The sequence below is a fragment of the Streptomyces sp. NPDC054872 genome, assembly GCF_053610705.1.
Genome location: NZ_JBSGYY010000044.1, coordinates 54,615 through 80,076 on the forward strand (window position 1 = coordinate 54,615; position 25,462 = coordinate 80,076).

General features: G+C 69.1%; 24 protein-coding genes. 15 read left to right on the forward strand and 9 right to left on the reverse strand.

Annotated elements, in window-relative coordinates:
* Positions 1-92: 92 nt before the first annotated feature.
* Positions 93-929 carry a response regulator transcription factor gene (locus tag ACWGIH_RS36820; RefSeq protein WP_453446636.1) on the reverse strand — a complete coding sequence of 279 codons (837 nt, stop codon included), beginning with the start codon at positions 927-929 and terminating at the stop codon, positions 93-95.
* Between the two features lie 114 nt (positions 930-1,043).
* On the opposite strand from ACWGIH_RS36820, the gene ACWGIH_RS36825 reads away from it, so the two are divergent.
* Positions 1,044-2,735: an AMP-binding protein gene (locus tag ACWGIH_RS36825; protein WP_453446635.1), complete on the forward strand. Its 1,692-nt coding sequence runs from the start codon at positions 1,044-1,046 to the stop codon at positions 2,733-2,735.
* Between the two features lie 41 nt (positions 2,736-2,776).
* Positions 2,777-4,399: an AMP-binding protein gene (locus ACWGIH_RS36830; protein WP_453446709.1), complete on the forward strand. Its 1,623-nt coding sequence runs from the start codon at positions 2,777-2,779 to the stop codon at positions 4,397-4,399.
* Here ACWGIH_RS36830 and ACWGIH_RS36835 read toward each other — a convergent pair.
* The 3 genes from ACWGIH_RS36835 to ACWGIH_RS36845 all read right to left on the reverse strand — a co-directional run bounded on the left by ACWGIH_RS36835 (position 4,362) and on the right by ACWGIH_RS36845 (position 6,674).
* The gene (locus ACWGIH_RS36835) at positions 4,362-4,901 is read right to left on the reverse strand and encodes a GNAT family N-acetyltransferase (protein ID WP_453446633.1); all 540 of its coding nucleotides are present in this window, start codon (positions 4,899-4,901) and stop codon (positions 4,362-4,364) included. The two genes, ACWGIH_RS36830 and ACWGIH_RS36835, sit on opposite strands and share 38 nt — an antisense overlap.
* 81 nt (positions 4,902-4,982) lie before the next feature.
* Positions 4,983-5,342, reverse strand: coding sequence for a hypothetical protein (locus ACWGIH_RS36840; RefSeq protein WP_453446632.1), 360 nt, complete (start codon positions 5,340-5,342; stop codon positions 4,983-4,985).
* Between the two features lie 438 nt (positions 5,343-5,780).
* Complete coding sequence (locus ACWGIH_RS36845; protein WP_453446630.1) at positions 5,781-6,674, reverse strand: serine/threonine-protein kinase; 894 nt, start codon at positions 6,672-6,674, stop codon at positions 5,781-5,783.
* Positions 6,675-6,936: 262 nt separating this feature from the next.
* On the opposite strand from ACWGIH_RS36845, the gene gcl reads away from it, so the two are divergent.
* Together gcl and ACWGIH_RS36855 are read left to right on the forward strand one after the other, a co-directional pair.
* Complete coding sequence (gene gcl / locus ACWGIH_RS36850) at positions 6,937-8,724, forward strand: glyoxylate carboligase (protein ID WP_453446708.1); 1,788 nt, start codon at positions 6,937-6,939, stop codon at positions 8,722-8,724.
* Positions 8,725-8,791: 67 nt separating this feature from the next.
* Positions 8,792-9,370, forward strand: coding sequence for a YdeI/OmpD-associated family protein (locus tag ACWGIH_RS36855; RefSeq protein ID WP_453446628.1), 579 nt, complete (start codon positions 8,792-8,794; stop codon positions 9,368-9,370).
* Positions 9,371-9,852: 482 nt separating this feature from the next.
* On the opposite strand, the gene ACWGIH_RS36860 is transcribed toward ACWGIH_RS36855, so the two are convergent.
* The 3 genes from ACWGIH_RS36860 to ACWGIH_RS36870 all read right to left on the reverse strand — a co-directional run bounded on the left by ACWGIH_RS36860 (position 9,853) and on the right by ACWGIH_RS36870 (position 13,353).
* Complete coding sequence (locus ACWGIH_RS36860) at positions 9,853-11,310, reverse strand: catalase (RefSeq protein ID WP_453446627.1); 1,458 nt, start codon at positions 11,308-11,310, stop codon at positions 9,853-9,855.
* 233 nt (positions 11,311-11,543) lie between these two features.
* On the reverse strand, positions 11,544-12,434 hold the full coding sequence (locus tag ACWGIH_RS36865; protein WP_451211750.1) for a 2-hydroxy-3-oxopropionate reductase: 891 nt from the start codon (positions 12,432-12,434) through the stop codon (positions 11,544-11,546).
* A 91-nt stretch (positions 12,435-12,525) separates the two neighbouring features.
* Positions 12,526-13,353, reverse strand: a complete 828-nt coding sequence (locus tag ACWGIH_RS36870) for a TIM barrel protein (protein WP_453446625.1) — start codon at positions 13,351-13,353, stop codon at positions 12,526-12,528.
* Between the two features lie 125 nt (positions 13,354-13,478).
* On the opposite strand from ACWGIH_RS36870, the gene ACWGIH_RS36875 reads away from it, so the two are divergent.
* The 10 genes from ACWGIH_RS36875 (at position 13,479) to ACWGIH_RS36920 (ending at position 23,707) form a co-directional block, all read left to right on the forward strand.
* A complete protein-coding gene (locus ACWGIH_RS36875; protein ID WP_363209683.1) occupies positions 13,479-13,739 on the forward strand; it encodes a hypothetical protein in 261 nt (86 codons plus the stop codon).
* Positions 13,736-14,104, forward strand: coding sequence for a helix-turn-helix domain-containing protein (locus ACWGIH_RS36880; protein WP_363209682.1), 369 nt, complete (start codon positions 13,736-13,738; stop codon positions 14,102-14,104). The genes ACWGIH_RS36875 and ACWGIH_RS36880 overlap by 4 nt, the downstream gene beginning before the upstream one ends.
* Before the next feature lie 175 nt (positions 14,105-14,279).
* On the forward strand, positions 14,280-14,792 hold the full coding sequence (gene uraD / locus ACWGIH_RS36885; protein ID WP_453446624.1) for a 2-oxo-4-hydroxy-4-carboxy-5-ureidoimidazoline decarboxylase: 513 nt from the start codon (positions 14,280-14,282) through the stop codon (positions 14,790-14,792).
* Positions 14,792-15,181 carry a hydroxyisourate hydrolase gene (gene uraH, locus ACWGIH_RS36890; protein WP_160507956.1) on the forward strand — a complete coding sequence of 130 codons (390 nt, stop codon included), beginning with the start codon at positions 14,792-14,794 and terminating at the stop codon, positions 15,179-15,181. The genes uraD and uraH overlap by 1 nt, the downstream gene beginning before the upstream one ends.
* Before the next feature lie 5 nt (positions 15,182-15,186).
* Entirely contained in the window at positions 15,187-16,110 is a 924-nt protein-coding gene (pucL, locus tag ACWGIH_RS36895) for a factor-independent urate hydroxylase (protein ID WP_453446622.1), read from the forward strand.
* A gap of 67 nt (positions 16,111-16,177) precedes the next feature.
* Entirely contained in the window at positions 16,178-17,590 is a 1,413-nt protein-coding gene (locus tag ACWGIH_RS36900; RefSeq protein ID WP_453446620.1) for a nucleobase:cation symporter-2 family protein, read from the forward strand.
* Positions 17,591-17,638: 48 nt separating this feature from the next.
* Positions 17,639-19,027, forward strand: a complete 1,389-nt coding sequence (locus ACWGIH_RS36905) for an 8-oxoguanine deaminase (RefSeq protein WP_453446619.1) — start codon at positions 17,639-17,641, stop codon at positions 19,025-19,027.
* A gap of 248 nt (positions 19,028-19,275) precedes the next feature.
* Positions 19,276-20,769, forward strand: coding sequence for a nucleobase:cation symporter-2 family protein (locus tag ACWGIH_RS36910; protein ID WP_453446618.1), 1,494 nt, complete (start codon positions 19,276-19,278; stop codon positions 20,767-20,769).
* 137 nt (positions 20,770-20,906) lie between these two features.
* Complete coding sequence (locus tag ACWGIH_RS36915) at positions 20,907-22,325, forward strand: nucleobase:cation symporter-2 family protein (RefSeq protein WP_453446616.1); 1,419 nt, start codon at positions 20,907-20,909, stop codon at positions 22,323-22,325.
* Between the two features lie 161 nt (positions 22,326-22,486).
* Entirely contained in the window at positions 22,487-23,707 is a 1,221-nt protein-coding gene (locus ACWGIH_RS36920) for an MFS transporter (RefSeq protein ID WP_453446614.1), read from the forward strand.
* Here the strand turns inward: ACWGIH_RS36920 and ACWGIH_RS36925 are convergent.
* Both ACWGIH_RS36925 and ACWGIH_RS36930 read right to left on the reverse strand, forming a co-directional pair.
* On the reverse strand, positions 23,670-23,927 hold the full coding sequence (locus ACWGIH_RS36925; protein WP_453446612.1) for a DUF397 domain-containing protein: 258 nt from the start codon (positions 23,925-23,927) through the stop codon (positions 23,670-23,672). The genes ACWGIH_RS36920 and ACWGIH_RS36925 overlap by 38 nt on opposite strands.
* Positions 23,924-24,757 carry a helix-turn-helix domain-containing protein gene (locus ACWGIH_RS36930; RefSeq protein WP_453446610.1) on the reverse strand — a complete coding sequence of 278 codons (834 nt, stop codon included), beginning with the start codon at positions 24,755-24,757 and terminating at the stop codon, positions 23,924-23,926. Before ACWGIH_RS36930 ends, ACWGIH_RS36925 begins: the two co-directional genes overlap by 4 nt.
* Before the next feature lie 156 nt (positions 24,758-24,913).
* Here ACWGIH_RS36930 and ACWGIH_RS36935 point away from each other — a divergent pair, with 156 nt between their 5' ends.
* Positions 24,914-25,339, forward strand: a complete 426-nt coding sequence (locus ACWGIH_RS36935) for an ATP-binding protein (protein WP_453446608.1) — start codon at positions 24,914-24,916, stop codon at positions 25,337-25,339.
* Positions 25,340-25,462 lie beyond the last annotated feature (123 nt).

Sequence of the window (25,462 nt, forward strand, 5' to 3'; positions counted from 1 at the left end):
GGGTCCATGCAACTCCAAGGCCCATTCAACTCCAGGGCCCATTCAACCCCCGCGTCCGTGGAATGCGCCGTCGGCGTCACCCCGTGGAGCGCTCACGGCAAAAGCCCCGCCCGCCGCGCCGCCACCACCGCCTCAAGCCGGGTGTGAGCCCCCAACTTCCGCATGGCGGAACGCAGATACCCCTTCACGGTCTCCGGCCGCAGGCGCAGCCGTTCCGCCGTCGCCGCGTTCGTCGCGCCCCCGGCCACACAGGCGAGGACGTCCACCTCGCGCGGTGCCAGGCACACCGCACGCTCCCGGCCGGGCGGCACCGCGGCGGCCGACGCCAACCGGCCGCACACCGCCAGTATGTCCGCGCGCAGGGCCGAGTCGGCGATCCGCGGGGCCAGTTCACGCAGCGCGGCGTGCGCCTCGCGGACCTGCTCCCAGGCGGCCCCGGTGCCCGCCTCCGGCTCCCGCGCCGCCGCGATGAGCGCGTGCACCTCGTCCCGTACGACAAGGGCCTGCTCCACGTCCCGCGCGGCCGCCACCGCCGCCGACAGCGTCCGGTCGCCCAGCGGCTGGGCCGAGCGCAGGGCCCCGTACAGGACGCCCCGCACCCTGCGCCGCACCACCACCGGCACCGCGAGCACCGAGCGCAGGCCCTCCGCGGCCACGGCACTGTCGTACTCATGGCTGATGTGCCGCGAGTCGTGGTAATCCGTGACCGCGCAGGGGCGCGAGAGCGCGACCGCCTTGCCGCCGAGCCCGTTCCCGGAGGACACCGCGAGGCCGCACAGCGCACGCGTCCCCGTGCCCGTCAGCTCCCCGATCCGCACCTGACGCTGCCCCTCGACCAGGCCGCCGAAGGCCACCGGAAGCCCCGTACCGCGCCGCAGCCGCAGCAGCGCGGACCGCATCTCGACCGCCTCGCCTCCGTCAGCCGTCACGCGTCGACCCTTTCGCTGGGGGGACACCCCCGTCCGGGGGTGGTGAGACCTGCATCACGAATTACACGATGTTACGCAGCGTCCGGCAATGACCCCGGCGACGAGGAGAGCGCGATGACGACGACGGGCACGACAGGCACCAGTGGCACGGAACAGTTCCGCACGGCCCGGGACTTCCTGCTGCGGCACCGGGAGGACTACGAGGCCGCGTACGAGGGTTTCGCCTGGCCGCGGCCCGAGCGGTTCAACTGGGCGCTCGACTGGTTCGACGTCATCGCCCGCGACAACGACAAGACCGCTCTGCACATCGTCGAGGAGGACGGCCCGGCCACCCGCTTCTCCTTCGCGCACCTGTCCGCACGCTCCGACAAGGTCGCCAACTGGCTGCGCGCCCAGGGCGTCCGCGCCGGTGACCGCGTCGTCGTGATGCTCGGCAACCAGGTCGAGCTCTGGGAGATCGCTCTCGCCGCGATGAAGCTGCGCGCCGTCGTCATCCCGGCGACGCCCCTGCTCGGCCCCGTCGACCTGCGGGACCGCATCGGCCGCGGGCGGGCCAAGCACGTCGTCGTACGGCCCGAGGACACGTCGAAGTTCGACGATGTGCCCGGCGACTACACCCGCGTCGTGGTGGGCGGCGACGCGCCCGGCTGGATCGCCTACGAGGGTGCGGACGACGCCCCGGAGGCCTTCGAGCCCGACGGGGTCACCCACGCCGACGACCCCCTGATGCTGTACTTCACCTCGGGCACGACGGCCCGCCCGAAGCTGGTCGAGCACACCCATGTGTCGTACCCGGTGGGCCACTTGGCGACGATGTACTGGATCGGACTCAAGCCCGGCGACGTCCACCTGAACATCTCGTCGCCGGGCTGGGCCAAACACGCCTGGTCGAACCTCTTCGCGCCCTGGAACGCGGAGGCGACGGTCTTCATCCACAACTACACGCGCTTCGACGCGGGCCGTCTGATGGCCGAGATGGACCGAGCGGGCGTCACCAGCTTCTGCGCACCCCCCACGGTGTGGCGGATGCTGATCCAGGCCGACCTCACCCAGCTGCGGACACCGCCGCGCGAGGTCGTCGCCGCGGGCGAACCGCTCAACCCCGAGGTCATCGACCAGGTGCGGCGCGACTGGGGTGTCACCATCAGGGACGGCTTCGGGCAGACGGAGACCGCCGTACAGGTCGCCAACTCACCCGGGCAGGCACTCAAGTTGGGCTCGATGGGACGCCCCACGCCCGGCTTCGTCGTGGAGCTCCTCGACCCGGTGACGGGCGAACCGGGAGCTGCGGAGGGTGAGATCTCCCTCGACCTCGCCACGAACCCGGTCGGCCTGATGGTCGGTTACCACGGTGACCCGGAACGCACCGCGGAGTCGATGGCCGGCGGCTACTACCGTACCGGCGACATCGGCACCCGCGACGCCGACGGCTACATCACGTACGTGGGCCGGTCCGACGACGTCTTCAAGGCCTCCGACTACAAGATCTCCCCGTTCGAGCTGGAGAGCGCGCTCCTGGAGCACGAGGCGGTGGCGGAAGCGGCGGTGGTGCCCGCACCGGACGCGCTGCGACTCGCGGTGCCGAAGGCGTACGTCGTCCTCGCCGCCGGACACGAACCCGGACCGGGCACGGCGAAACTGCTCTTCGAGCACTCCCGCGCTGTCCTCGCCCCCTACAAGCGGCTGCGCCGCATCGAGTTCGGGCCGCTGCCCAAGACCGTTTCCGGGAAGATCCGCCGGATCGAGCTGCGTGAGGCGACGGCCGCGGGCTCCGACGCCGAGTACCGCGAGGAGGACTTCCGGTGAGCGAGTCGAAGAGCGGGGCGAAGAGCGAGACGGGTGCGTCGATGAGCGAGCTGTCGTATGCCCACGGGGGCAGTTCGACGCCGCTGCTCGGTGACACCATCGGCCGGAACCTCGACCGGGCCATCGCTGCCTGGCCGCAGCGGGACGCGCTGGTGGACGTCGCGGCGGGGACGCGTTGGACGTACGCCGAATTCGGCGCCGCTGTCGAGCAGTTGGCGCGGGGTTTCCTGGGCGTCGGGGTCGCCAAGGGGGATCGCGTCGGTATCTGGGCGGTGAACTGTGCCGAGTGGGTGCTCGTGCAGTACGCCACCGCGCGGATCGGCGCGATCATGGTGAACATCAACCCCGCCTACCGGGCGCATGAGTTGGAGTACGTGCTCAAGCAGGCCGGAGTCTCCGTCCTGGTCGCCTCGCAGGCGCACAAGTCGAGCGACTACCGGGCGCTCGTGGACCAGGTGCGGCCCGCCTGCCCTGATCTGAGGTCCGTCCACTACATCGAGGACGGCTCGTGGGACGTGCTGCTCGACGCGGCGGCCGAGGTGTCCTCCGCTGAACTGGCCTCCCGTGAGGCGGAGTTGAGCTGTGACGACGCCGTCAACATCCAGTACACCTCGGGCACCACCGGCTTTCCCAAGGGGGCGACCCTCTCCCATCACAACATCCTCAACAACGGTTACTGGGTGGGCCGGACCGTCGGCTACACCGAGCAGGACCGGGTGTGTCTCCCCGTGCCCTTCTACCACTGTTTTGGCATGGTCATGGGCAACTTGGGTGCTACGTCCCACGGTGCGTGCATCGTCATCCCCGCGCCGTCCTTCGACCCCGTCGCCACGCTGCACGCGGTGGAGCGCGAGCGCTGTACGTCGCTGTACGGCGTACCGACGATGTTCATCGCCGAGCTCAACCTCTCCGACTTCGCGACGTACGAACTGAGTTCGCTGCGCACCGGCATCATGGCGGGCTCGCCCTGCCCGGTCGAGGTGATGAAACGGGTGGTCGCCGAGATGCACATGGAGGAGGTCTCCATCTGCTACGGCATGACGGAGACCTCCCCGGTCTCCACGCAGACGCGCCGCACGGACGACCTGGAGCGGCGGACCGGCACGGTGGGGCGCGTCCTCCCGCACATCGAGGTGAAGGTGGTCGACCCGGTCAGCGGCGTGACGCTCCCGCGAAACGCGTCGGGCGAGTTGTGCACACGCGGCTACAGCGTGATGCTCGGCTACTGGAACGAGCCGTCGCGGACGGCGGAGGTCATCGACGCCGGGCGCTGGATGCACACCGGTGACCTGGCGGTCATGCGCGATGACGGGTACGTCCAGATCGTCGGCCGCATCAAGGACATGATCATCCGGGGCGGCGAGAACATCTACCCGCGCGAGATCGAGGAGTTCCTCTACGGCCATCCGAAGATCGCGGACGTCCAGGTGGTGGGCGTCCCGGACGAGCGCTACGGAGAGGTGCCGCTGGCCTGCGTGATCCCGCGCGACGCCGAGGATCCGCCGACGTCGGAGGATCTGCGGGACTTCTGCGCGGGACAGCTGGCGCACTACAAGATCCCGGCCGGGCTGCGCATCCTGGAGAGCTTCCCCATGACGGTGTCCGGGAAGGTGCGCAAGATCGAACTCAGGGAGCGGTACGGGGACCTGCCGCACCCGGGCTGAGCTCGCGGCGCATGGCGACGCGGGGCCAGCGGTCGAGGCCGAGCTCGGCCTCGTGGGCACGGATCTCCCGTAGCCCCGGGGTGAGTTCGGCATCCGCGAGCACGCGGAACCCGATGCGGGCGTAGTACGGCGCGTTCCAGGGGACGTCCGTGTAGGTGGTCAGCGTCAGGGATTGGCTGCCTGCCGCGCGGGCGCGCCCGGCGGTGTGCTCGATCAGGGCCCCGCCGATGCGCTGACGCGCCGCTCGCGGGTGCACGGAGACCTGCTCGACGTGTTCCGCGGCGTCCACCGGCTCGCTGAGGAGGTACGCGACGGGAGTGCCGTCCCCCTCGGTGGCCACCCACGCGCGGCCTGCCCGGCGGAATTCCTCCAGGAGCGCGATGCCCGGGGGTTCGTCGTCGGCGATCGCCGCCATGCCCAGGGCGCGGAAGGGTTCGCCCGCGGCCCGTTCGATGTCCTGGAGGGTGGGGAGATCGGCCGGCGTGGCGGGGCGGATGTGCATCTGGTGAGTATGGCGGTTTCCCGGGTGGCGGCCGCGGGATTTTCCGGAGCACCACCCCTGCCTTGATACCCGCCCCACCGGTCACCCCGAGGCGATCAGTTCCGCCGCCGCGCTGTTCACCGGCTGGGGTGACCCCGCGAGGTCGATGACGAACAAGGGGACGGACAGCGCGTCAGCCCGTGCGCGGGCCCTCTCCTCGTAACCCGCGAGCGAGAAGCAGACGCACGCGACGGCGTCGGACATCGCGCTGAGCCACAGACACTCCACATCACGCAGTGACGTCGGCTGCACGGACGGCTCGACCAGGGCGATCACTCCGCGCGCCGACACCCGCACCCCGGAAGGCGCCCGCTTGACCGCTGCCCGGACCTCCGCGTAACCGAGCCACCGCAGATACAGCCCCGCCACCGTCACCGCGTCCCGCGCCGTGCGGACCGGCACCGGCCGGAAGGCGGGCCTGGGAGTCGGCGCCGTCCGGGGGAGCGGGATGTGCGCCGGAGGAGCCGGAGACGTTGGGGCGGTCGGTGGCGGAGTCGCCGGAGTCTCAGGGTGTGCCGGAGCCGTCGGGGACACCGAAGGCGCCTGCACCGACCGCACCGGAATACGCAGGACCGCCCCGCACGCGCACCCCAGCTCGGGCTGCGGCCACTGGCCCCGGCGCCCGCACATCCGGCACCGCACGGTCACCCACTCGTCCGCCCACGTCCGGTCCGTCACCGGCAGTACCGTCGCCCCGCGCGCCACCGGCGGCACCACGGGGGCGCCGCACGCGCAGGGGTAGGACGGCGGGGCGTACACATGATCGCGCCGGCAGACCGGGCACCGTACCGGGACGCCGCTCTCCGTCATCACCCTCACCCGTCACGTCAGTGCTCGCCGTCACCGCTCGACGGTTCGTGGTTTCCATCGTCCACCAAGTGGGCTTGGTACGGCAGCCAGTTGGGCCAAGAACAGGGTGCCCGCCAGGGTCAGGGCGCGGCGGCGGCTGCCCGGCAGGGGGAGGCCCGCCATCCGGGCGACGGTGCGTGGGGCGGGCCTGGCCGTGGGGTGCCCGGCGAGGCAGGCGGTGACCAGCGGAAGCAGCTCATCCGGAACACCCGCCAGGTCCGGTTCGTCGCCTCCGGTGTCGAAGGGGCCGCGCCCGGCCGCCGCGAAGGCGAGGACCGCGCCGAGCGAGAAGACGTCCGACGCCGGTCTGGCCTCGCCCCGTGACGGTGGGGTCAGGAGCTCGGGTGCCGTGTACCCCGGCCTTCCCGCCTCCCCGGCCCGTGCCGCGCACCCGGCCATGCCGAAGTCGGCGACGCGGGCGCCGGCGGCGGTCAGGAGCACGTTCGACGGCCGGAGGCCACCGTGCACGAGCCCTGCCCGGTGGATGTCGTCAAGGGCCCCGGCGAGGGCGTGCGCCAGCGTCCGCAGTTCCGGCGTGCCGAGCGGCCCGCCGAGATCCCGTACCCGCGTGGCGAGCGTCGGACCCGGGACGTACTCCATGGCGAGCCAGGGCACCTCGGCGTGCGGGTCGGCGTCCATGAGTGCGGTGACGTGGGGTCCCCGTACCGCGGCGATCGCGTGCACCTCGTTGCCGAAGCGCCTGCGGAACTCCTGGTCCCGGGCGAGGGAAGCGCGCACCACCCGTAGAGCGGCCGCGCGCCCCGTCCCGTCGTACGCGAGGAAGACGCGCCCGAGGCTTCCCTGCCCGAGCAGGGGGCCCGCCCTCCAGCGGCCGTGGCTCGGCGTGCCCTGCCCCGCAGGGGACGCGCCCGGTGAACTGGCCACGATCGACCCCCCGATGGTGTGGCCCGAATTCAATGCTGAATTCAACGACTGGGACGCGCCCCCGGGCGGCCCGGTTCCCGGACAACTCTTGACGGTCTCCACCGGACCCCCCTACATTGCTTCCATATAGCAGAACTAACTTTCCACAATGCGGAAACAGAAGCTCACCGCGGGGCGCGACGGGAGCCGGATCCGCCAGCCGAACACGCCGGCCGCGAGGTCGGCGCAGCTGTCGAAGCTGTTGTCGAAGCAGGAGAACCCCATGGCTCGTATGACCGCTGTCCGCGCGGCAGTTGAGATCCTCAAGCGCGAGGGCGTCACCAACGCGTTCGGTGTCCCCGGCGCCGCGATCAACCCCTTCTACAAGGCGCTCCAGGAGGGCGGTGGCATCGACCACACGCTCGCCCGGCACGTCGAGGGCGCCTCGCACATGGCCGAGGGCTACACCCGTGCCAACCCCGGCAACATCGGCGTCTGCATCGGTACGTCGGGCCCGGCGGGCACCGACATGATCACCGGTCTGTACTCCGCGACCGGTGACTCCATCCCGATCCTCTGCATCACGGGCCAGGCGCCGACGCACCTGCTCCACAAGGAGGACTTCCAGGCCGTCGACATCGCGACGATCGCCAAGCCGGTCACCAAGATGGCCGTCACGGTCCTGGAGGCCGCCCAGGTTCCCGGCATCTTCCAGCAGGCGTTCCACCTGATGCGCTCGGGCCGCCCGGGTCCCGTCCTCATCGACCTGCCGATCGACGTCCAGCAGACCGAGATCGAGTTCGACATCGACACGTACGAGCCGCTGCCGGTCTACAAGCCGACCGCGACCCGCGCGCAGATCGAGAAGGCCATCACCTTCCTGGTCGAGTCCGAGCGTCCGCTGATCGTCGCCGGCGGCGGCATCATCAACGCCGACGCCTCCGACCTCCTGGTCGAGTTCGCCGAGATCACCAACACCCCGGTCGTCCCGACCCTGATGGGCTGGGGCACCATCCCCGACGACCACGACCTGAACGCGGGCATGGTCGGCCAGCAGACCGGCCACCGTTACGGCAACGCCACGTTCCTGGAGTCGGACTTCGTCCTTGGCATCGGCAACCGCTGGGCCAACCGTCACACCGGCTACAAGCTGGACGTCTACACCCAGGGCCGCAAGTTCGTGCACGTCGACATCGAGCCGACCCAGATCGGCAAGATCTTCGCGCCGGACTACGGGATCGCATCCGATGCCAAGGTCGCCCTGGAGCTGTTCGTCGAGGTGGCCAAGGAGCTCAAGGCCGCGGGCAAGCTCCCGGACCGTTCCGTGTGGGTCGCCTCCCACCTGGAGCGCAAGGAGACCCTCCAGCGCCGCACGCACTTCGACAACATCCCAATGAAGCCGCAGCGCGTCTACGAGGAGATGAACAAGGCCTTCGGCCCGGAAACGCGCTACGTCACCACCATCGGCCTCTCGCAGATCGCGGGCGCCCAGATGCTGCACGTCTACAAGCCGCGCCACTGGATCAACTGCGGCCAGGCGGGCCCCCTCGGCTGGACGATCCCGGCCGCGCTCGGTGTCGCCACCGCGGACCGCGACACCCCCGTCGTCGCCCTGTCCGGTGACTACGACTTCCAGTTCATGATCGAGGAGCTGGCGGTCGGCGCGCAGCACCGCATCCCGTACGTCCACGTCCTGGTGAACAACGCCTACCTGGGCCTGATCCGCCAGGCGCAGATCGGCCTGGACATCAACTTCCAGGTCAACCTGGAGTTTGAGAACCAGAACAGCCCCGAGCTCGGCGTCTACGGCGTCGACCACGTCAAGGTCGCCGAGGGCCTGGGCTGCAAGGCCATCCGCGTCACCGACCCGAACGAACTGGGCGAGGCCTTCGAGCAGGCCAAGAAGCTGGCCCAGGAGCACCAGGTCCCGGTCGTCGTCGAGGCCATCCTGGAGCGCATCACCAACATCTCCATGAGCCCCACGGCCGACATCAGCGCGGTCAAGGAGTTCGAGGAGCTCGCCACCGAGCCGGGCCACGCGCCCACGGCCATCCGGCCGCTGAAGGTGTGACGCGGCGCTGAGCGTCGAAAGGGGCGGTCCACCCGTGGGGGGTGGGCCGCCCCATTAGTGTGTGCGCATGGAATCGCTGGACGGCATGCGGGTCATGACCTGTGCGGAGGCCGCGGACCTCGACGCCTGGCTGGCCGCACACCACGACACCGCGCCGGGCCTGTGGCTACTGGTCGCCAAGAAGGCCTCGGGCGTGCCCTCCGTGACGGCGGGGGAGATCATCGACGTGGCGCTCTGCCACGGCTGGATCGACGGTCAGCGAAGGTCGTACGACGACGTGTACTACCTGCAGAAGATCACCCGGCGCCGGCCGCGCGGCCTCTGGTCGAAGGTGAACGTCCAGAAGGTGGCGGAACTGACCGCCGCGGGGCGCATGCGTGCGGCGGGCCTCGCGGAGGTGGCGGCGGCCAAGGCCGACGGACGCTGGGAGGCCGCCTACGAGTCCCAGCGCACCGCGACGGTGCCGGACGACCTGAGGGCGGCCCTGGCGGCGAGCCAGGCGGCTCGCGAGACCTTCGAGGCCCTGGGCAAGTCGGACCAGTACGTGGTGCTGCACAGGCTGATGACGGCGAGAACCCCCGCCACACGGGCTGCCAGGCTGGAACGGATGGTGGCCAAGCTGGCGACGGGGGAGAAGGTCAGCTAGTACCGCACGCCCCTTCGGGGCGCCCCGAAGGGCGCGGGGAACTGCGCGACCAGCCCCCACGCACCCGCAGGAGAAGGCGAACCAGAAGAGACCCGCCGAAGCCGAGCGCACGCGAAAGAGCGCCGAGTACGGGACCGTCCGTACTCGGCGCTCTGGCTTCGGTGGGAGGAATTTGTAGCCGTCCGACCGCGCGCGACTGGCGGAACATGCATACGCGCTGCCGGACGGAGTCATGGGGGTCCAAGGCCCAGGGGCCCGTTACGGCTGGGACCGCGGCGGCTGCGAATGGACCGGCGGTTCTCCCCTCCCTCAGGTCGAGAAGGGAGCCGCCTGACCTTTACCACCGCACTGGCTCGCAGAGCCGCCGCGGTCCTCGTCCGGCCCGTTCACCACGGGACCACCCCTCATCCGGGTCCGTGATGGTGCGGGCGCAGCACCGGGAAATTGACCTCCCGTCAACTCCCCGGTGCAGTCCGGGAGTTCTAGTCCTCGCGCAGGGCGCGGACGGCCTCCTCCACGCGCTTGCCGTACTCGGCGTCGGCAGCGTGGAAATGGGCCAGGTTCTTCTCGATGACGTCGTCGCGGCTGACCTGCGAGAGGCCGCCCGCGATGTTCGCCACCAGGCGTGCCTGCTCCTCGGCCGACATCAGGCGGTACAGCTCGCCCGCCTGGAAGAAGTGGTCGTCCTTGGTGTGCAGCGGCGCCTCGTGCGTGCCCGTGTGGCCGTTGACGGCGAGCGGGGCGGAGAGCGGCTGACCGGTCTCGGCCGGGCCGTCGTACGAGTTGGGCTCGTAGTTCTTGCGGTCGCGGCCGTAGGCGTTGGCCGCCATCAGGCCGTCACGGCCGTAGTTGTTCGCGGTGGTCGCCTTCGGCGCGTTCACCGGGAGCAGCGTGTGGTTGACGCCCAGACGGTAGCGGTGCGCGTCCGCGTAGGCGAACAGGCGGCCCTGGAGCATCTTGTCGGGCGACGGACCGATGCCCGGAACGAAGTTGTTCGGGGAGAAGGCGGCCTGCTCGACCTCGGCGAAGACGTTGTCGGGGTTGCGGTCGAGCACAAGACGGCCCACGCGCTGCAGCGGGTAGTCGCTGTGCGGCCACACCTTCGTCAGGTCGAAGGGGTTGAAGCGGTAGTCCGCCGCGTCGGCCGCCGGCATGATCTGCACGTGCAGCGTCCAGGACGGGTTCACGCCGCGCTCGATGGCCTGCAGAAGGTCCGTCTGGTGCGAGTTGGCGTCCTTGCCCGCGAGCTCGGCGGCCTGCTCCGACGAAAGGCTGCGTACGCCCTGGTTCGTCTTGAAGTGGTACTTCACGAAGAAGGCCTCGCCCGCCGCGTTCGTCCACTGGTAGGTGTGCGAGCCGTAGCCGTTCATGTGGCGGTACGACGCGGGGATGCCGCGGTCGCCCATCAGCCACGTCACCTGGTGCGTCGCCTCGGGGGAGTGCGCCCAGAAGTCCCAGACGTTGTCCGGCTCCTGCTTGCCCGTGAAGGGGTCGCGCTTCTGGGAGTGGATGAAGTCGGGGAACTTGATCGGGTCCTTGATGAAGAACACCGGGGTGTTGTTGCCGACGAGGTCGTAGTTCCCCTCCTCGGTGTAGAACTTCAGCGCGAAGCCGCGCGGGTCACGGACCGCGTCCGCGCCGCCGAGGCTGTCCGCCACCGTGGAGAAGCGCAGGAAGGTCTCGGTGCGCTTGCCGACGGCGTTCAGGAAGTCGGCCGAGGTGTACGCGGTGACGTCGTCGGTCACCTCGAAGTAGCCGTAGGCACCGGAACCACGCGCGTGCACCACACGCTCCGGGATGCGCTCACGGTTGAAGCGGGCGAGCTTCTCGAGGAGGTGCTGGTCCTGGAGGAGGATCGGGCCACCGACGCCGGCGGTGGCTGAGTTCTGGTTGTCGGCGACAGGGGCGCCGGACTCGGTCGTGAGCACACGCTGCGACATGGTGGCGGAGTTGACCTTCCGTACGGACTGCTGAAACTGCTGAGGTGACGTGAGCGTAAGTACGCCTGAACAGCTACGTCAACAGTTTGTTGAAGTTTTGGGTGGAGCTTGTTCGCTGGTCTGAGCCGAAGTCTTGAGTTCCGGGCCGCGGCGACGCCTGGGCGCGACAGGACAGGTGTCAGCGCCGCCGCGACCCGGAAGTTGAGGGAGCTCGTGAAGCCCTTCGGGGCTGCTTAGAGCTCGGCGCCCGAGAGGCGCTCCACGCCGCGCAGCAGCGCGGAGTGGTCGAGGCCGCCGTCACCCTGCGTGCGCAGCGAGGCGACGAGCTGGGCGACCACGGCGCCGACGGGGAGCGAGGCACCGACATTGCGGGCGGCGTCGGTGACGATGCCCATGTCCTTGTGGTGCAGGTCGATCCGGAAGCCGGGCTTGAAGTCGCGCTTGAGGAAGTTGTCCTTCTTGCGGGTCAGGACGGTCGAGCCCGCAAGCCCCCCGTTCAGGACGTCGAGGGCGGCGGTCAGGTCCACCCCGGACTTCTCCAGGAAGACGACGGCCTCTGCGCACGCCTGGATGTTCACGGCGACGATGAGCTGGTTGGCGGCCTTCACGGTCTGACCCGAGCCGTGCGGACCGCACAGCACGATGGTCTTGCCGAGGGCGTCCAGGAGCGGCTTGGCCTCGTCGAAGTCGGCCTGCTCGCCGCCGACCATGATGGAGAGCACGGCCTCGATGGCGCCGGCCTCACCGCCCGACACGGGGGCGTCGAGGACACGGATGCCCTTGTCCTTGGCGGCCTTGGCCAGGTCCACGGAGGTCTGCGGGGTGATCGACGACATGTCGACGATCAGCGCACCGGACCTCGCGTTCTCCAGGATGCCGTCCTCGCCGTACGCGATGGCCTCGACCTGCGGAGAGGCGGGCACCATCGTGACGATGACGTCGGCGTCCTTGACGGCCTCGGCGATGGACTTGGCGACGGTGCCGCCGGCCGCGGCGAGGCGGTCGAGCTTGTCCTGCTCGAGGGTGAAGCCGGTGACGGAGTAACCAGCCTTGATCAGGTTCTCGGACATGGGGGACCCCATGATGCCGAGTCCGATCCACGCGATCTTGGGAAGGTTGCTCATGGTGGAGCCTTTCTAAAGCTTGTCTACGTCGACGAATCGGGTGCGGGGCGCCGGGTGGGCGGGTGGGAGACATCCGCCGCGAAGCGGCGGTCTAGTCCGCAGCAGGCAGCCAGCCGAACGCCTCAGCGCTGGGACGATCGCCCGCCTTGTACTCAAGGCCCACGTATCCCTCGTATCCGGCCTTGCGGAGCTGATCGAGCAGCTCTTCCAGAGGCAACGACCCCGTACCCGGGGCCCCACGGCCGGGATTGTCGGCGATCTGCACATGCGCGGTCTGAGCGACGTACCGATCGATGACGGCCGGCAGGTCCTCGCCGTTCATGGACAGGTGGTACAGGTCCATCAGGAACTTCGCGTTGCCGAGCCCGGTGGCGGAGTTCACCTTGTCGACCACGGCGATCGCCGCGTCCGCGCTGACGATCGGGCAGCGCGGCGACTCGGGCTTGTTCAGGGCCTCGATCAGCAGCACGGCGCCCACGCGGTCGGCCTCACGGGCCGCCAACGCCAGGTTCTCCAGGGCGAGTTCGTCCTGGACGGCGGGCTCCACGCCCTCCACCCGGTTGCCGTACAGCGCGTTGAGCGCCTTGCAGCCGAGGGACTCGGCGAAGTCCGCCGCCACCGAGAGGTTCGCGCGGAACTTCTCGCTCTCCTCGCCCGGGATCGACAGGGCGCCGCGGTCCGGTCCGGGCAGCTGCCCGGCGTAGAAGTTCAGGCCCACCAGCTGTACGCCGGCGTCCGTGATCGCGGCCCTGAGGGCATCGAGCTCGGACTGCTCGGGGGTGGGGGCGTCGACCCAGGGCCACCACAGCTCGACCGCCGTGAAGCCCGCCGCGGCGGCGGCCGCGGGGCGCTCCAGGAGCGGGAGTTCCGTGAAGAGGATCGACAGGTTCACATTGAAGCGCTGGTCGGAGTATCCCATGGGGCTTCCGCGCTCCTTCCGTATTGCGGAAGTTAATTTCTGTCTGATGGAAGATTGCCGTCGAGGATCCGCCCTTGTCAAGAGGGGGCTGCCGGAAAATCCCCCCGCGGCAGTAGGTTGTGCGCGTGCGATTGAGAGTGGAGTTCACGACCGAACCCTTCGACCTGGACGAGGCGCCCGCCCATGCGGTGGTGGCCCGTGACGTCATCCAGGGGGCCGAACTCGACGCCGTGGACGTCGGCCCCTTCGGCAATACCGCGGAAGGCGGTGCGGACGAGGTCCTGACCGCCGTCGACGCGCTGCTGCGCAAGGCCCTGGAGGCGGGCGCGACCCGCGTCTCACTGCAGGTGAACGTGCTCGGAGAGTCGGGGGAGGCCGTCGAATGACCGGTGCCAGAGACGACCACGGCCCCTTCGTGGCCGCCGTCAAGCCGCTCGTGGACGCCATGGGCGGCGAAATGGTGCCCCCCGACGAGGCGGGCACCGACGACGTCGTCCTCGCCTGGCGGGGCGAGGACGTGGTCGCCGTACGCCTTCCGCAGCTCGCGGACTCCCTGGACCACATCCTGCTGGCCCTGGAGCGCAAGCGCGGCATGCCCCTGTCGGACCTTGACCGCAAGGCCAAGCAGGAGGTCGTACGGATACTCGAGGCGCGAGGCGCCTTCGCCGTGCGGCACGGGGTGGAGACGGTCGCCGGCGCGCTCGGCGTATCGCGCTTCACCGTGTACAACTACCTCAACCGTTCCACCTGATCTCCCCGGCTTCCCTGACCTCCCAGGTCAGAGCGCTGTGGCAGGCCGCCGTCCGTTAACCGGACGGCGGTTTTTGTTTCTCGAAGTTTTCAACAAAGTGTTGACGTGGTGTTTCGGCTGGCGTTAGCTATCCGCAGCCCGTCCAGCACAAGGCCCTATGGCCACGGAGGCACCCGTGACTTCGAGCTCGACGCCGGGCCTTGCCCGGTTCAACGCCTTGCCGGAGACTGCGGCCACCGCCGCTCTCCACGAGGCCTGCGCCTCATCGGCCTGGGGAAGCACCCTGCTCTCCCAGCGCCCTTTCCCCACCGTCGAAGCCCTCTTCGCCGCCAGCGACGCCGCCATGGCGAAGCTGACCGCCGAGGATCTGGCCGAGGCGATGGCCGGGCACCCGCCGATCGGCCGCCCGAAGCCCGGGGACCCCACGTCGTCGCGTGAACAGCGCGGCATGGCGGGGGCCTCCGAAGAGCTCAAGGCAGAGATGCTCGAACTGAACCTGGCCTACCAGGAGAAGTTCGGCCATGTCTTCCTGATCTGCGCCACCGGCGCGACCGGTGAGCAGATGCGCGATGCGGTGAAGATCCGGATCGGCAACACCGCCGAGCAGGAGCGCGAGATCGTGCGCACCGAACTCGGGAAGATCAACCGAATCCGGCTGACCCGTCTCGTAGAAGAGGACAAGGACTGATGAGCACTGACACCACCGCCTCGGTGTCCACGCACATCCTGGACACCAGCGTCGGACGCCCCGCCGAGGGCGTCGCCATCTCGCTCACCGCCCGCAGCGGCCGTGACGCCGAGTGGGTGGCGCTCGGTGGCTCCGCGACCGACGCGGACGGGCGCTGCAAGGACCTCCCGGCCCTGCCGGAGGGCACGACCCACGTACGGCTCGACTTCGAGGTCGAGACCTACTTCTCCAAGAAGCAAGCCGAGGCGCAGCAGGACGCCCCCCGCGTAAGGGACAGCGGTGCGTTCTTCCCGGAGGTGGCGATCACGTTCGCCGTCACACCGGGCGAGCACTACCACGTACCGCTGCTGCTCAACCCGTTCGGCTACTCCGTTTACCGAGGGAGCTAGCAGACATGCCCACGATTCTCGGCCAGAACCAGTACGGCAAAGCAGAGAACCGCGTCGTCAAGATCACGCGGGACGGCGACACCCACCACATCAAGGACCTGAACGTCTCGGTCGCGCTCTCCGGCGACATGGACGACGTGCACTACTCCGGCTCGAACGCCAACGTCCTGCCGACGGACACCACCAAGAACACGGTGTTCGCGTTCGCCAAGGAGCACGGCATCGAGTCCGCCGAGCAGTTCGGCATCCACCTCGCCCGTCACTTCGTGACGACGCAGGAGCCGATCCACCGCGCCCGGATCCGCATCCAGGAGTACTCCTGGGAGCGCATCGCGACCTCGGACAACAACTCCAGGTTCATCGGCTCGGACGAGGTGAACCACTCCTTCGCCCGCAAGGGCCAGGAGCTGCGCACCACGCAGATCACCTTCGACGGCGAGAACTGGGAGATCATCTCCGGGCTCAAGGACCTCACGGTCATGAACTCCACCAACTCGGAGTTCTGGGGCTACGTCAAGGACAAGTACACGACGCTGAAGGAGGCGTACGACCGCATCCTGTGCACCGACGTCTCCGCCGCCTGGCGTTACAACTGGACCAGCGACGCGGACCGGATGCCCAACTGGGAGAAGTCGTACGAGCAGGCCAAGAAGCACATCCTGCAGGCCTTCGCCGAGACGTACTCCCTCTCGCTGCAGCAGACCCTCTACCAAATGGGTTCGCGCGTCATCAACAGCCGGAGCGAGATCGACGAGATCCGCTTCTCGCTGCCGAACAACCACCACTTCCTGGTGGACCTCGAGCCCTTCGGGCTGAAGAACGACAACGAGGTCTACTTCGCGGCGGACCGCCCCTACGGCCTGATCGAGGCCACGGTTCTCAGGGACGGGGTTCAGCCGAAGATCCCGGTCGACATGACCAACCTCTGACGCGGGACGCGCGCCCCCGTCCGTCCGCAGCGGACGGTGGCGCGCCACACCGGAGGGAACAGCAGCAATGGCACAGCCTGCAAAGGGGCCGGCGAAAGGCCCGTGTTCCACCCCATCGGAGATGACCGAGGGAGCCTCGACTCCCGACTGTCACCCGGTGGACGAGAAGCTCCACCCCTCGCGGCTCGTCCCCGCCGCACTCCAGCACATCGCCGCCATGTACGCGGGCGTCGTCACTCCGCCGCTGATCATCGGGCAGGCCTGCGGTCTCGACACCGTGGCCCAGACCCGGCTCATCGCGGCGGGACTGCTGATCGCCGGACTCGCCACCATCCTTCAGACGCTCGGCGTCAAAGGCTTCGTCGGCAACCGGCTCCCCTTCGTCAACGCCGCGTCGTCGGCCGGCATCGCGCCGATCCTCGCCATCGCCGAGACCAACGCCAAAGGCGAGCAACTCCCGGCCATCTATGGCGCGGTGATGGTCGCGGGCATCTTCTGCCTCGCCATCGGCCCGTTCTTCGGCCGACTCCTCCGCTTCTTCCCGCCGCTGGTCACCGGCGTCGTCATCACCCTCATCGGCGTCACGCTGATGCCCGTGCCCGTGAAGTGGGCGCAGGGCGGGGACGACACCGACCCGACGTTCGGCGACATGAAGTACCTGGCGCTCGCCGCCTTCACCCTCGTGGTGATCCTGCTCTTCCAGCGCTTCGGACGCGGATTTCTCAAGCAAGTCGCCCTGCTGGCAGGCATGTTCATCGGAACGCTGGCCGCGATCCCGTTCGGCATGGCCGACTTCACCTCGGTGCAGAGCGCCCCGCTCGCCGCGCTGCCGACACCGTTCGCCGCCGGAGCGCCCACCTTCCAGCCCGCCGCGATCCTCTCCCTCTGCATCGTCATGCTGGTCCTGATGACCGAGTCGGCGGCCGGCATGCTCGCCCTCGGCGAGATCTGCGAGCGCGAGACCGACGGGAAGACCATCACCCGCGGCCTGCGCACCGACGGCATCGCGACCCTCGTCGGCCCCGTCTTCGGCGGCTTCCCGACCTCCGCCTTCGCGCAGAACGTCGGCGTCGTCTCCCTGACACGGGTCCGCAGCCGGTACGTGGTCGCCGTCGCCGGTGGCGCGCTCATCGTGCTCGGCGCCTTTCCGGTGCTCGGAGCCGTCGTCAACGTGGTCCCCATGCCGGTACTCGGCGGCGCGGGCATCGTCCTCTTCGGCTCCATCGCGGTGAGCGGCATCCGTACGCTCTCCGAGGCGGGCCTCGACGACAGCTCCAACATCATCCTGGTGGCCGTCGCGCTCGGAGCGGGCATCATCCCGCTCGCCGCGCCCACCTTCTACGCCGAATTCCCGGCCTGGGCGCAGACCGTCCTCGGCTCCGGAATCAGTGCGGGAGCGCTGGCCGCGGTCCTGCTCAACCTGTTCTTCAACCATCTCGGCACCCGCGGCCCCGCGGCCGCGGCACTCAAATCTTCCTAGGGTCATGCCGTGCCCACATCGCCACAAACACACGAAGGAAGAAGCACCATGGCAGCACCGGCAGACCTGCAGCGCATCGTCATCGAGAACTGTGCGATCGCGACCGTCGACGCGGACGACACCGAGTACGCGTCGGGATACGTCGTCGTCGCGGGCAACAAGATCGAGTCCATCGGCGCGGGGAAGGCTCCCGAGGGCCTTCAGAACGTCGTACGCCGCGTGGACGGGACCGGTCACCTCGTGACCCCCGGCCTGGTCAACACGCACCACCACTTCTACCAGTGGATCACCCGCGGCCTGGCCACCGACCACAACCTGTTCCAGTGGCTGACCGCGCTCTACCCCACCTGGGCGCGCATCGACGAGCAGATGGTGAAGGCGGCGGCCCAGGGCTCCCTCGGCATGATGGCCCGCGGCGGTGTCACCACCGCGATGGACCACCACTACGTCTTCCCGAAGAACTCCGGTGACCTGTCCGGTGCCATCATCGGCGCCGCGAGCGACATGGGTGTCCGCTTCACCCTCGCCCGCGGCTCGATGGACCGCAGCGAGAAGGACGGCGGCCTGCCGCCGGACTTCGCCGTCGAGACCCTCGAGGGTGCCCTCGCCGCGACCGCCGAGACCGTCGACAAGCACCACGACTCCTCCTTCGACGCGATGACCCAGGTCGCCGTCGCCCCCTGCTCCCCGTTCTCGGTCTCGACCGAACTCATGAAGCAGGGCGCCGAGTTGGCGCGCGCCAAGGGTGTACGTCTGCACACCCACGGCAGCGAGACGGTCGAGGAGGAGAAGTTCTGCCACGAGCTCTTCGGCATGGGCCCCACCGACTACTTCGAGTCGACCGGCTGGCTCGGTGACGACGTGTGGATGGCGCACTGCGTCCACATGAACGACTCCGACATCGCCGCGTTCGCCCGCACCGGCACGGGCGTCGCGCACTGCCCGTCCTCCAACGCGCGTCTCGCGGCAGGCATCGCCCGCGTCCCCGACATGCTCAAGGCGGGCGTCCCGGTCGGCCTCGGCGTCGACGGCACCGCGTCCAACGAGTCCGGCGAACTCCACACCGAGCTGCGCAACGCGCTGCTCATCAACCGCCTCGGCGCGCACCGTGAAGCGGCCCTGAACGCGCGTCAGGCACTGCGCCTCGGCACCTTCGGCGGCGCCCAAGTCCTGGGCCGCGCAAGCCAGATCGGGTCCCTCGAGCCGGGCAAGCTCGCGGACCTGGTCCTCTGGAAGATCGACGGCATCGGGCACTCCTCGATCGCCGACCCGGTGACCGCCATCGTCTTCGGCGCGGCGGCCCCGGTCACGCTCTCCCTCGTCAACGGCCGCCCGATCGTCGAGAACGATCGTCTGCTGCACGTCGACGAGGACGCCATCGCCCGCTCAGCGCGGGAGGAGGCGCAGCGCCTCGCGCGGATCGCCGCCGGGGCCTGAACCCAAGAACTCCGGTCAGGGGGGACGGCCCTTGACCGGACTTGAGCAGCCGAGCGGGTTGCTCAAGTGCCGCCCCGGAACGTGGCCCAAAGCTTCACGTTCCCGGGGCGGTCAGTACTAAGTCAGTACTACCTGGGCGCACCACCCACAACTTCATACCGAGCAAGTCCTTGCACGACGCACCACCTCCCAGAAGCGAAAAGTGCCGGCAGAGCCCGCCGTACTGGAAAACAACCGGAGGAGCCACAGTGGCCACTCAGCCCAGGTTCACCAAGCAAGGCACCACCCCAGACCCATCCGAAGGCGACGGCGAGAGCGCCATACGTGGCGAAAGAGCCGTACAAGAGATTCACCCCGTCGACCAGAAGCTCCCCCCGCTCAAGATGGCGACGACCGGTCTCCAGCACGTGGCGGCCATGTACGCGGGCGTCGTCGCCCCTCCGCTCATCGTGGGCGCGGCGATCGGCCTCTCCGCGAAGGAACTCACGTTCCTGACCGGCGCCTGTCTGTTCACCGCGGGCCTCGCCACCTTCCTCCAGACGCTCGGCATCTGGAAGATCGGCGCCCGTCTGCCCTTCGTCAACGGTGTCACCTTCGCGGGTGTCGCCCCCATGATCGCGGTCGTCGAGTCGACCGACAACAAGGACGACGCGCTACCGATCATCTTCGGCGCGGTCATCGTCGCCGGTGTACTCGGCTTCATCGCGGCGCCGTTCTTCTCCAAGCTCGTCCGCTTCTTCCCGCCGGTGGTGACCGGCACGGTCATCACGCTCATCGGCATCTCGCTCATGCCGGTGGCCTTCGGCTGGGCACAGGGGCCGGTTCCGGGAGCCGACGACTACGGCTCGATGAAGAACCTCGGCCTCGCGGGCATCACGCTCGTGATCGTGCTGCTGCTCCGCCGCTTCACCACCGGCTTCGTCAAGCAGATCGCCGTGCTCCTCGGCCTCGTCGTCGGCACGCTCATCGCGATCCCGTTCGGCGTCACCGACTTCAGCCCGGTGGGCGACGCGGACATCGTCGGCTTCCCGACGCCGTTCCACTTCGGCGCGCCGCAGTTCGCGGCGGCGGCGATCGTCTCCCTGTGTGTCGTCATGGTCGTCTCGATGACCGAGTCCACCGCCGACATGCTGGCGCTCGGCGAGATAGTGGACCGGCCGGCCGACGAGAAGACCATCGCGGCGGGCCTGCGCGCGGACTGCCTCGGTTCGGCGGTCAGCCCGCTCTTCAACGGCTTCATGTGCAGCGCGTTCGCGCAGAACATCGGCCTGGTCGCGATGACGAAGATCCGCAGCCGATACGTCGTCGCGGTGGGCGGCGGCTTCCTGGTCCTGATGGGCCTGTGCCCCATGGCGGCCTCGCTCATCGCCGTCGTACCGCGACCGGTGCTCGGTGGCGCGGGTGTCGTCCTCTTCGGTTCGGTCGCGGCCAGCGGCATCCAGACGCTGGTCAAGGCGAACCTGGAGCGTGACAACAACGTCCTGATCGTGGCCGTCTCGCTGGCCGTCGGCCTGATCCCGATCGCGGCGCCGGAGTTCTACCACGCGTTCCCGGAGACCGCGAAGATCATCCTCGACTCCGGCATCTCCACGGGCTGTGTCGCGGCGGTGCTGCTGAACCTGGTCTTCAACCACATCGGCAAGCGAGGCGAGGACGACGAGGTGACCAATCCGATGGAGCCCGGGGGAGAAATCGCTGAACAGAGGGTGCATGAAGGGTCTTCCCCGGCGGGGGCCCACTGACGTAACGTGCGTGACGCCGCCCGCATCGCGGAAGTTACTTTCCAGTCGGAATAGTGGTCGGTCCTGCCGCGCGCCTCGTGAACTCCCGCGCGGCGGGGCCGACTTCCGGCGTCACGCACACGGAAGAAGCGCCACCCATGAGTTCTCAGCCCAGCCCTGCCGGGAAGGCCGCAGCAGTCGGCAGGACCGACCCCGTCGACGCGGCCCACGAAGTCCATCCGGTCGACGAGATCCTGCCGCCGGGCCGGATGCTCGTCGCAAGCCTCCAGCACGTCGCCTCCATGTACGCGGGCGCGGTCTCGGTCCCGCTCGTCGTGGCCGTCGCCGCCAAGATGTCGCCGGGGGACACGGCCGTACTCATGGGCGGCAGCCTGCTGATGGCGGGCATCGCGACGCTGCTCCAGACCCTGGGCATAGGCAACTTCATCGGTTCGCGCCTGCCCTTCGTGAACGGTGTCTCGTTCGCCGGCGTCGGCGTGATGCTGACGATCCTCACGACCCAGGGCGGCGTCGAGGCGGGGATGCCGGTCGTCTTCGGGGCGATCATCGTCTCCAGTGTCTTCGGCTTCCTGGTCAGCTCATACTTCTCACGCCTGGTCCGCTTCTTCCCTCCGGTGGTGACGGGATCGGTCATCACCCTGATCGGCGTCTCGCTGATCCCGGTCGCGTACGACTGGATCGTGGACGACTCGGCCACGGGCACGCCGGAGCCGGGCAGTATCGGCCTCGCGGGCGCGACGGTTCTGGTCATGCTGCTGCTCCAGCGGTTCACGCGGGGCTTCCTCAAGCAGATCAGCATGCTCTTCGCAATGATCTTCGGTACGTTGCTCGCGATTCCGATGGGCCTCGCCGACTTCTCCAAGCTGGACGACGCGGCCCTGGTCGGCATCCCCTCGCCACTCCACTTCGGCGCACCGGAGTTCAACGTCCCGGCCATCATCTCGATGTGCGTGGTGATGCTGGTGATTCTCACGGAGTCGACGGCGGACATGATCGCCCTGGGGAAGATCGTCGACAAGGAGGTCGACGAGAAGACCATCGCCCGCGGCCTGCGCGCCGACGCGCTCGGCTCGGCCCTGAGCCCGCTCTTCAACGCCTTCCACGCGAGCGCGTTCGCCCAGAACATCGGCCTGGTCGTCATCTCCAAGGTGCGCAGCCGGTTCGTGGTGGCACTCAGCGGCGCCATCCTCGTCCTGATCGGCCTCAGCCCGGCCGCGGCGGCGCTGATCTCCGTGGTCCCGATGCCGGTCCTCGCCGCCGTCAGCCTCTTCCTCTTCGGCTCCATCGCGGTCAGCGGCATCCAGACTCTCCTCCAGGCGGACCTGCACCGGGGCGACAACGCCCTGATCGTGGTGGTCACCCTCGGCGCGGGCCTGGCCCCCGCACTCTCGGACGGCTTCTACGACGCGTTCCCGGCCTGGGCGCAGATCGTCCTGGGCTCGGGGATCTCCACGGGGTGCTTGCTGGCGGTGGCGCTGAACTTGGTCTTCAACCACCTGGGCAGCGGGGCGAGTTCAGCGAACGCGGCCGATGCGGAGCCTGCGATCACGCACTGAGGCGCGTGGCGCGGTGAGGGTGGGGTGCGGCTCGGTGAGGGCGGGGCGGACCGGGTCGCGGTGAGGGCGGGGCGCGGGAATCCGGCATCACCCTCGCCGCGCGACGTTCGTGTCGCATACGTGCCAGACCGGGACCGTACGGCGCTGCTGAACTCGGCAGCATGCCCGCATCCGCCACGTCACCCTCATCCATCGACGTCTCGTCTGCCCGCGCACGGCAGGGCAGCTGGCCGGCCGTCATCGCTGTGACCTTGGGGATCTTCTCCATCGTCACCACCGAGATCCTGCCGATCGGCCTTCTCACCCCGATCGGCGACACCTTCGCCATCTCGGACGGCACAGCCGGCCTGATGATGACCCTGCCCGGCATCCTCGCGGCCGTCGCCGCACCGGCCGTGACGGTCACGACCGGACGCGTCGACCGGCGCCGCATGCTCTGCGCCCTGACCCTGGTCCTCGCCCTCGCGAACTTCCTCGCGGCGATCGCGCCCGGCTACTGGCTGATGCTCGTCTCCCGCGTCCTCGTCGGACTCGTCATCGGCGCCTTCTGGTCCATCGGGGCGGGGCTCGCGGCCCGCCTGGTCCCCGAGGCGCAGGCAGGGCGGGCGACCGCCGTGATCTTCTCCGCCGTCCCGCTGGGTTCGGTGCTGGGCGTGCCGGCGGGGACTCTGCTGGGCCAATTCGCAGGCTGGCGTGTGGTGTTCGCGATGATGGGCGTCCTGACGCTGGCCGTCCTCGCCGCGCTGGTGGTGTCCGTTCCGGCGCTGCCGCCGAAGAGTGTCACCCGGCTGACTGTTCTCCGTGACCTGCTCGGCATGCCCCGCGTCAGGGGCGGCCTGGCCGTGACCTTCCTCATCGTGACGGCGCACTTCGGTACGTACACGTACGTCACCCCGTTCCTGGCGGACGTAGCACATGCGGGCCCGCAACTCATCACCGTGTTCCTGCTCGCGTACGGCGCTGCGGGCATCGTCGGCAACTTCGTCGCGGGCGCGTGGGTGAGACGCGAACTGCGCGGCACCTTCGCCGTGGCGGCCGGTCTGATCGCCGCCGCGACGCTGCTGCTGCCCGTCCTCGGCGCGGGAAAGGCCGGCGCGCTCGCGTTGCTCCTGGTCTGGGGCGCCGCCTACGGGGCAGTGCCCGTCTGCTCGCAGACGTGGTTCGTGACGGCGGCACCGGGGTCGCCCGAAGCCGCGTCCGTGGTGTTCACGTCGTCGTTCCAGGCGACGTTCGCGTTCGGCGCGCTGGCGGGAGGCGTGGTGGTGGACGCGGCGTCCACGTCCGTGGTGATGGTTCTTGGGGGGATTGTGGCGGTGTTGGCTGGGGTGAGGGTGATGGCGACGGCTACTGTGCCTGGGGCTCAGCGGCGGCGTAGGCGGTGAAGTCCTGCCAGGCGGTGGGGGTGAGGGCGAGTTGGGGGCCCTCGGGGTTCTTGGAGTCGCGGAGGTGGATGGTGGTGGGGCAGGGGGCTACTTCTAGGCAGTCGCCGTCGCCGCCGCTGCTGTAGGTGGACTTGCGCCAGGCGAGGGCTACTTCTACGCAGTCGTCGCCGGAGCTGCCGCTGTAGCTGCTCTTGAACCAGGCGAGTTCGATGGTGCTCATTGCGCTCCTCGCAGTCGCTCCAACAGGCTCACAGAGTCCTCGGGGGTGAGGGCCTGTGAGCGCAGTTTCGCATACCGCACCTGGAGCGTACTGGTGACTTTCGGGTCGGCGACGAACTGGCCGCTCTCCTGCCCCTCGCAGTACCCGAACCATCTGTTGTCCGGCGATTCCAGGAGCCGGATGGGACCGTCGAGTCCGGGGTGAACGCCCTGCGTCAGCGGCATGACCTGCAACTGGATGTTGCGGGGCGAGGTGGCCATCAGCACGTGCTCGATCAGCTTGCCGGTGACCTCCGCGCCGCCCGTTCGCCGCAAGAAGACGTGCTCTTCGATGATGAAGCTGAAGTCCGTGTTGGGGCGCTCGCGCAACAGCAGTTGCCGCTCCAGACGGGCCTCCACCTTCTCCTCCAGTTCCTGGTCGGACAGGAGCGGCACCCGGGCGCCGAACAGGGCCCTCGCGTACGCCTCTGTCTGCAACAGGCCTGGCATCAAACGGCATTCGTACGTGTACAGGTTCAGTGCCTCCTGTTCGAGATCTGCCCAGTGGCGGAACCACGACGCGAGGCCTCGCTGCCTTGAGAGCTGATTTACCATCAGCCGCAGCGTTCCGAAGGCGTCCAGGCTGGCCTCGGCCTGGTCGACGAAGCGAGGTGGCGGGAATCGCCGCCCCTGCTCGATCGAGGCGAGGAAGTGCGTGGAGTAGCCGATCTCAGGGGCCAGCGCCTCCTGGGTGAATCCCGCCCGCTTGCGGAAGCTCTTGACCGCGGCGCCGAAGGCCTTGAGCCCATCCGTCGGTTCGGGCTCGTTACTGCCCTGCGTACTTGACGACATCACGGGTATCCCCTGACGCTCGCTTACCGGTCCCCGCCAACCCGCCCATGGTCACGGTCGGTTACGCGTACTGTCCACACTTCGTACTCGTACAAATACGGAGCGTACGAGTTGAGGTCCTGGTGAGAGAGGTGACGCGAAGCCACGGTGGGCGCCATGCCACAGCGAGCGCAAACCGCGACCTCCGTAAATGTGTTCACGCAGCGTTTCAGTGCGACGCCCCGAGGTGCTCGCCTGGCCAGGCGTCTGGCGCGGTACCACCTCGACGAGTGGGGCGTGCCCTACGGCTGCGAACTCTCCGAGACAGTGGCGCAGATCGTCGCCGAGCTTGCGGCGAACGCGGCGACACATGGCCGGGTGCCAGGCCGTGACTTCGAACTGCGGCTGGCGTACGAGGGTGGCGGCGTACGCATCGAGGTGAGTGACTGCCGGGCGGAGTGCGGCCCGCCGCTGGCCCCTCAACTGCCTGCCCCCGAGGAGGAGTCGGGGCGGGGCCTGCTCTTGGTGGCGGCGCTGGCGAGCGAGTGGGGCGTGGCGAAGAGGGAGGTCGGCAAGACGGTATGGGCACGGCTGGTCCGGTAGTGGGCCGACCCGGGCGGGTGGCTTTGCTGGTCCGGTGGCTTTGACTTGTTGCCGGGGCCGCCCGGTTGTCCCGAGGTTGGCGGTTGCGGGCCGGGTGTAAAGGGCGCTCCTGCGTCGCGTCGG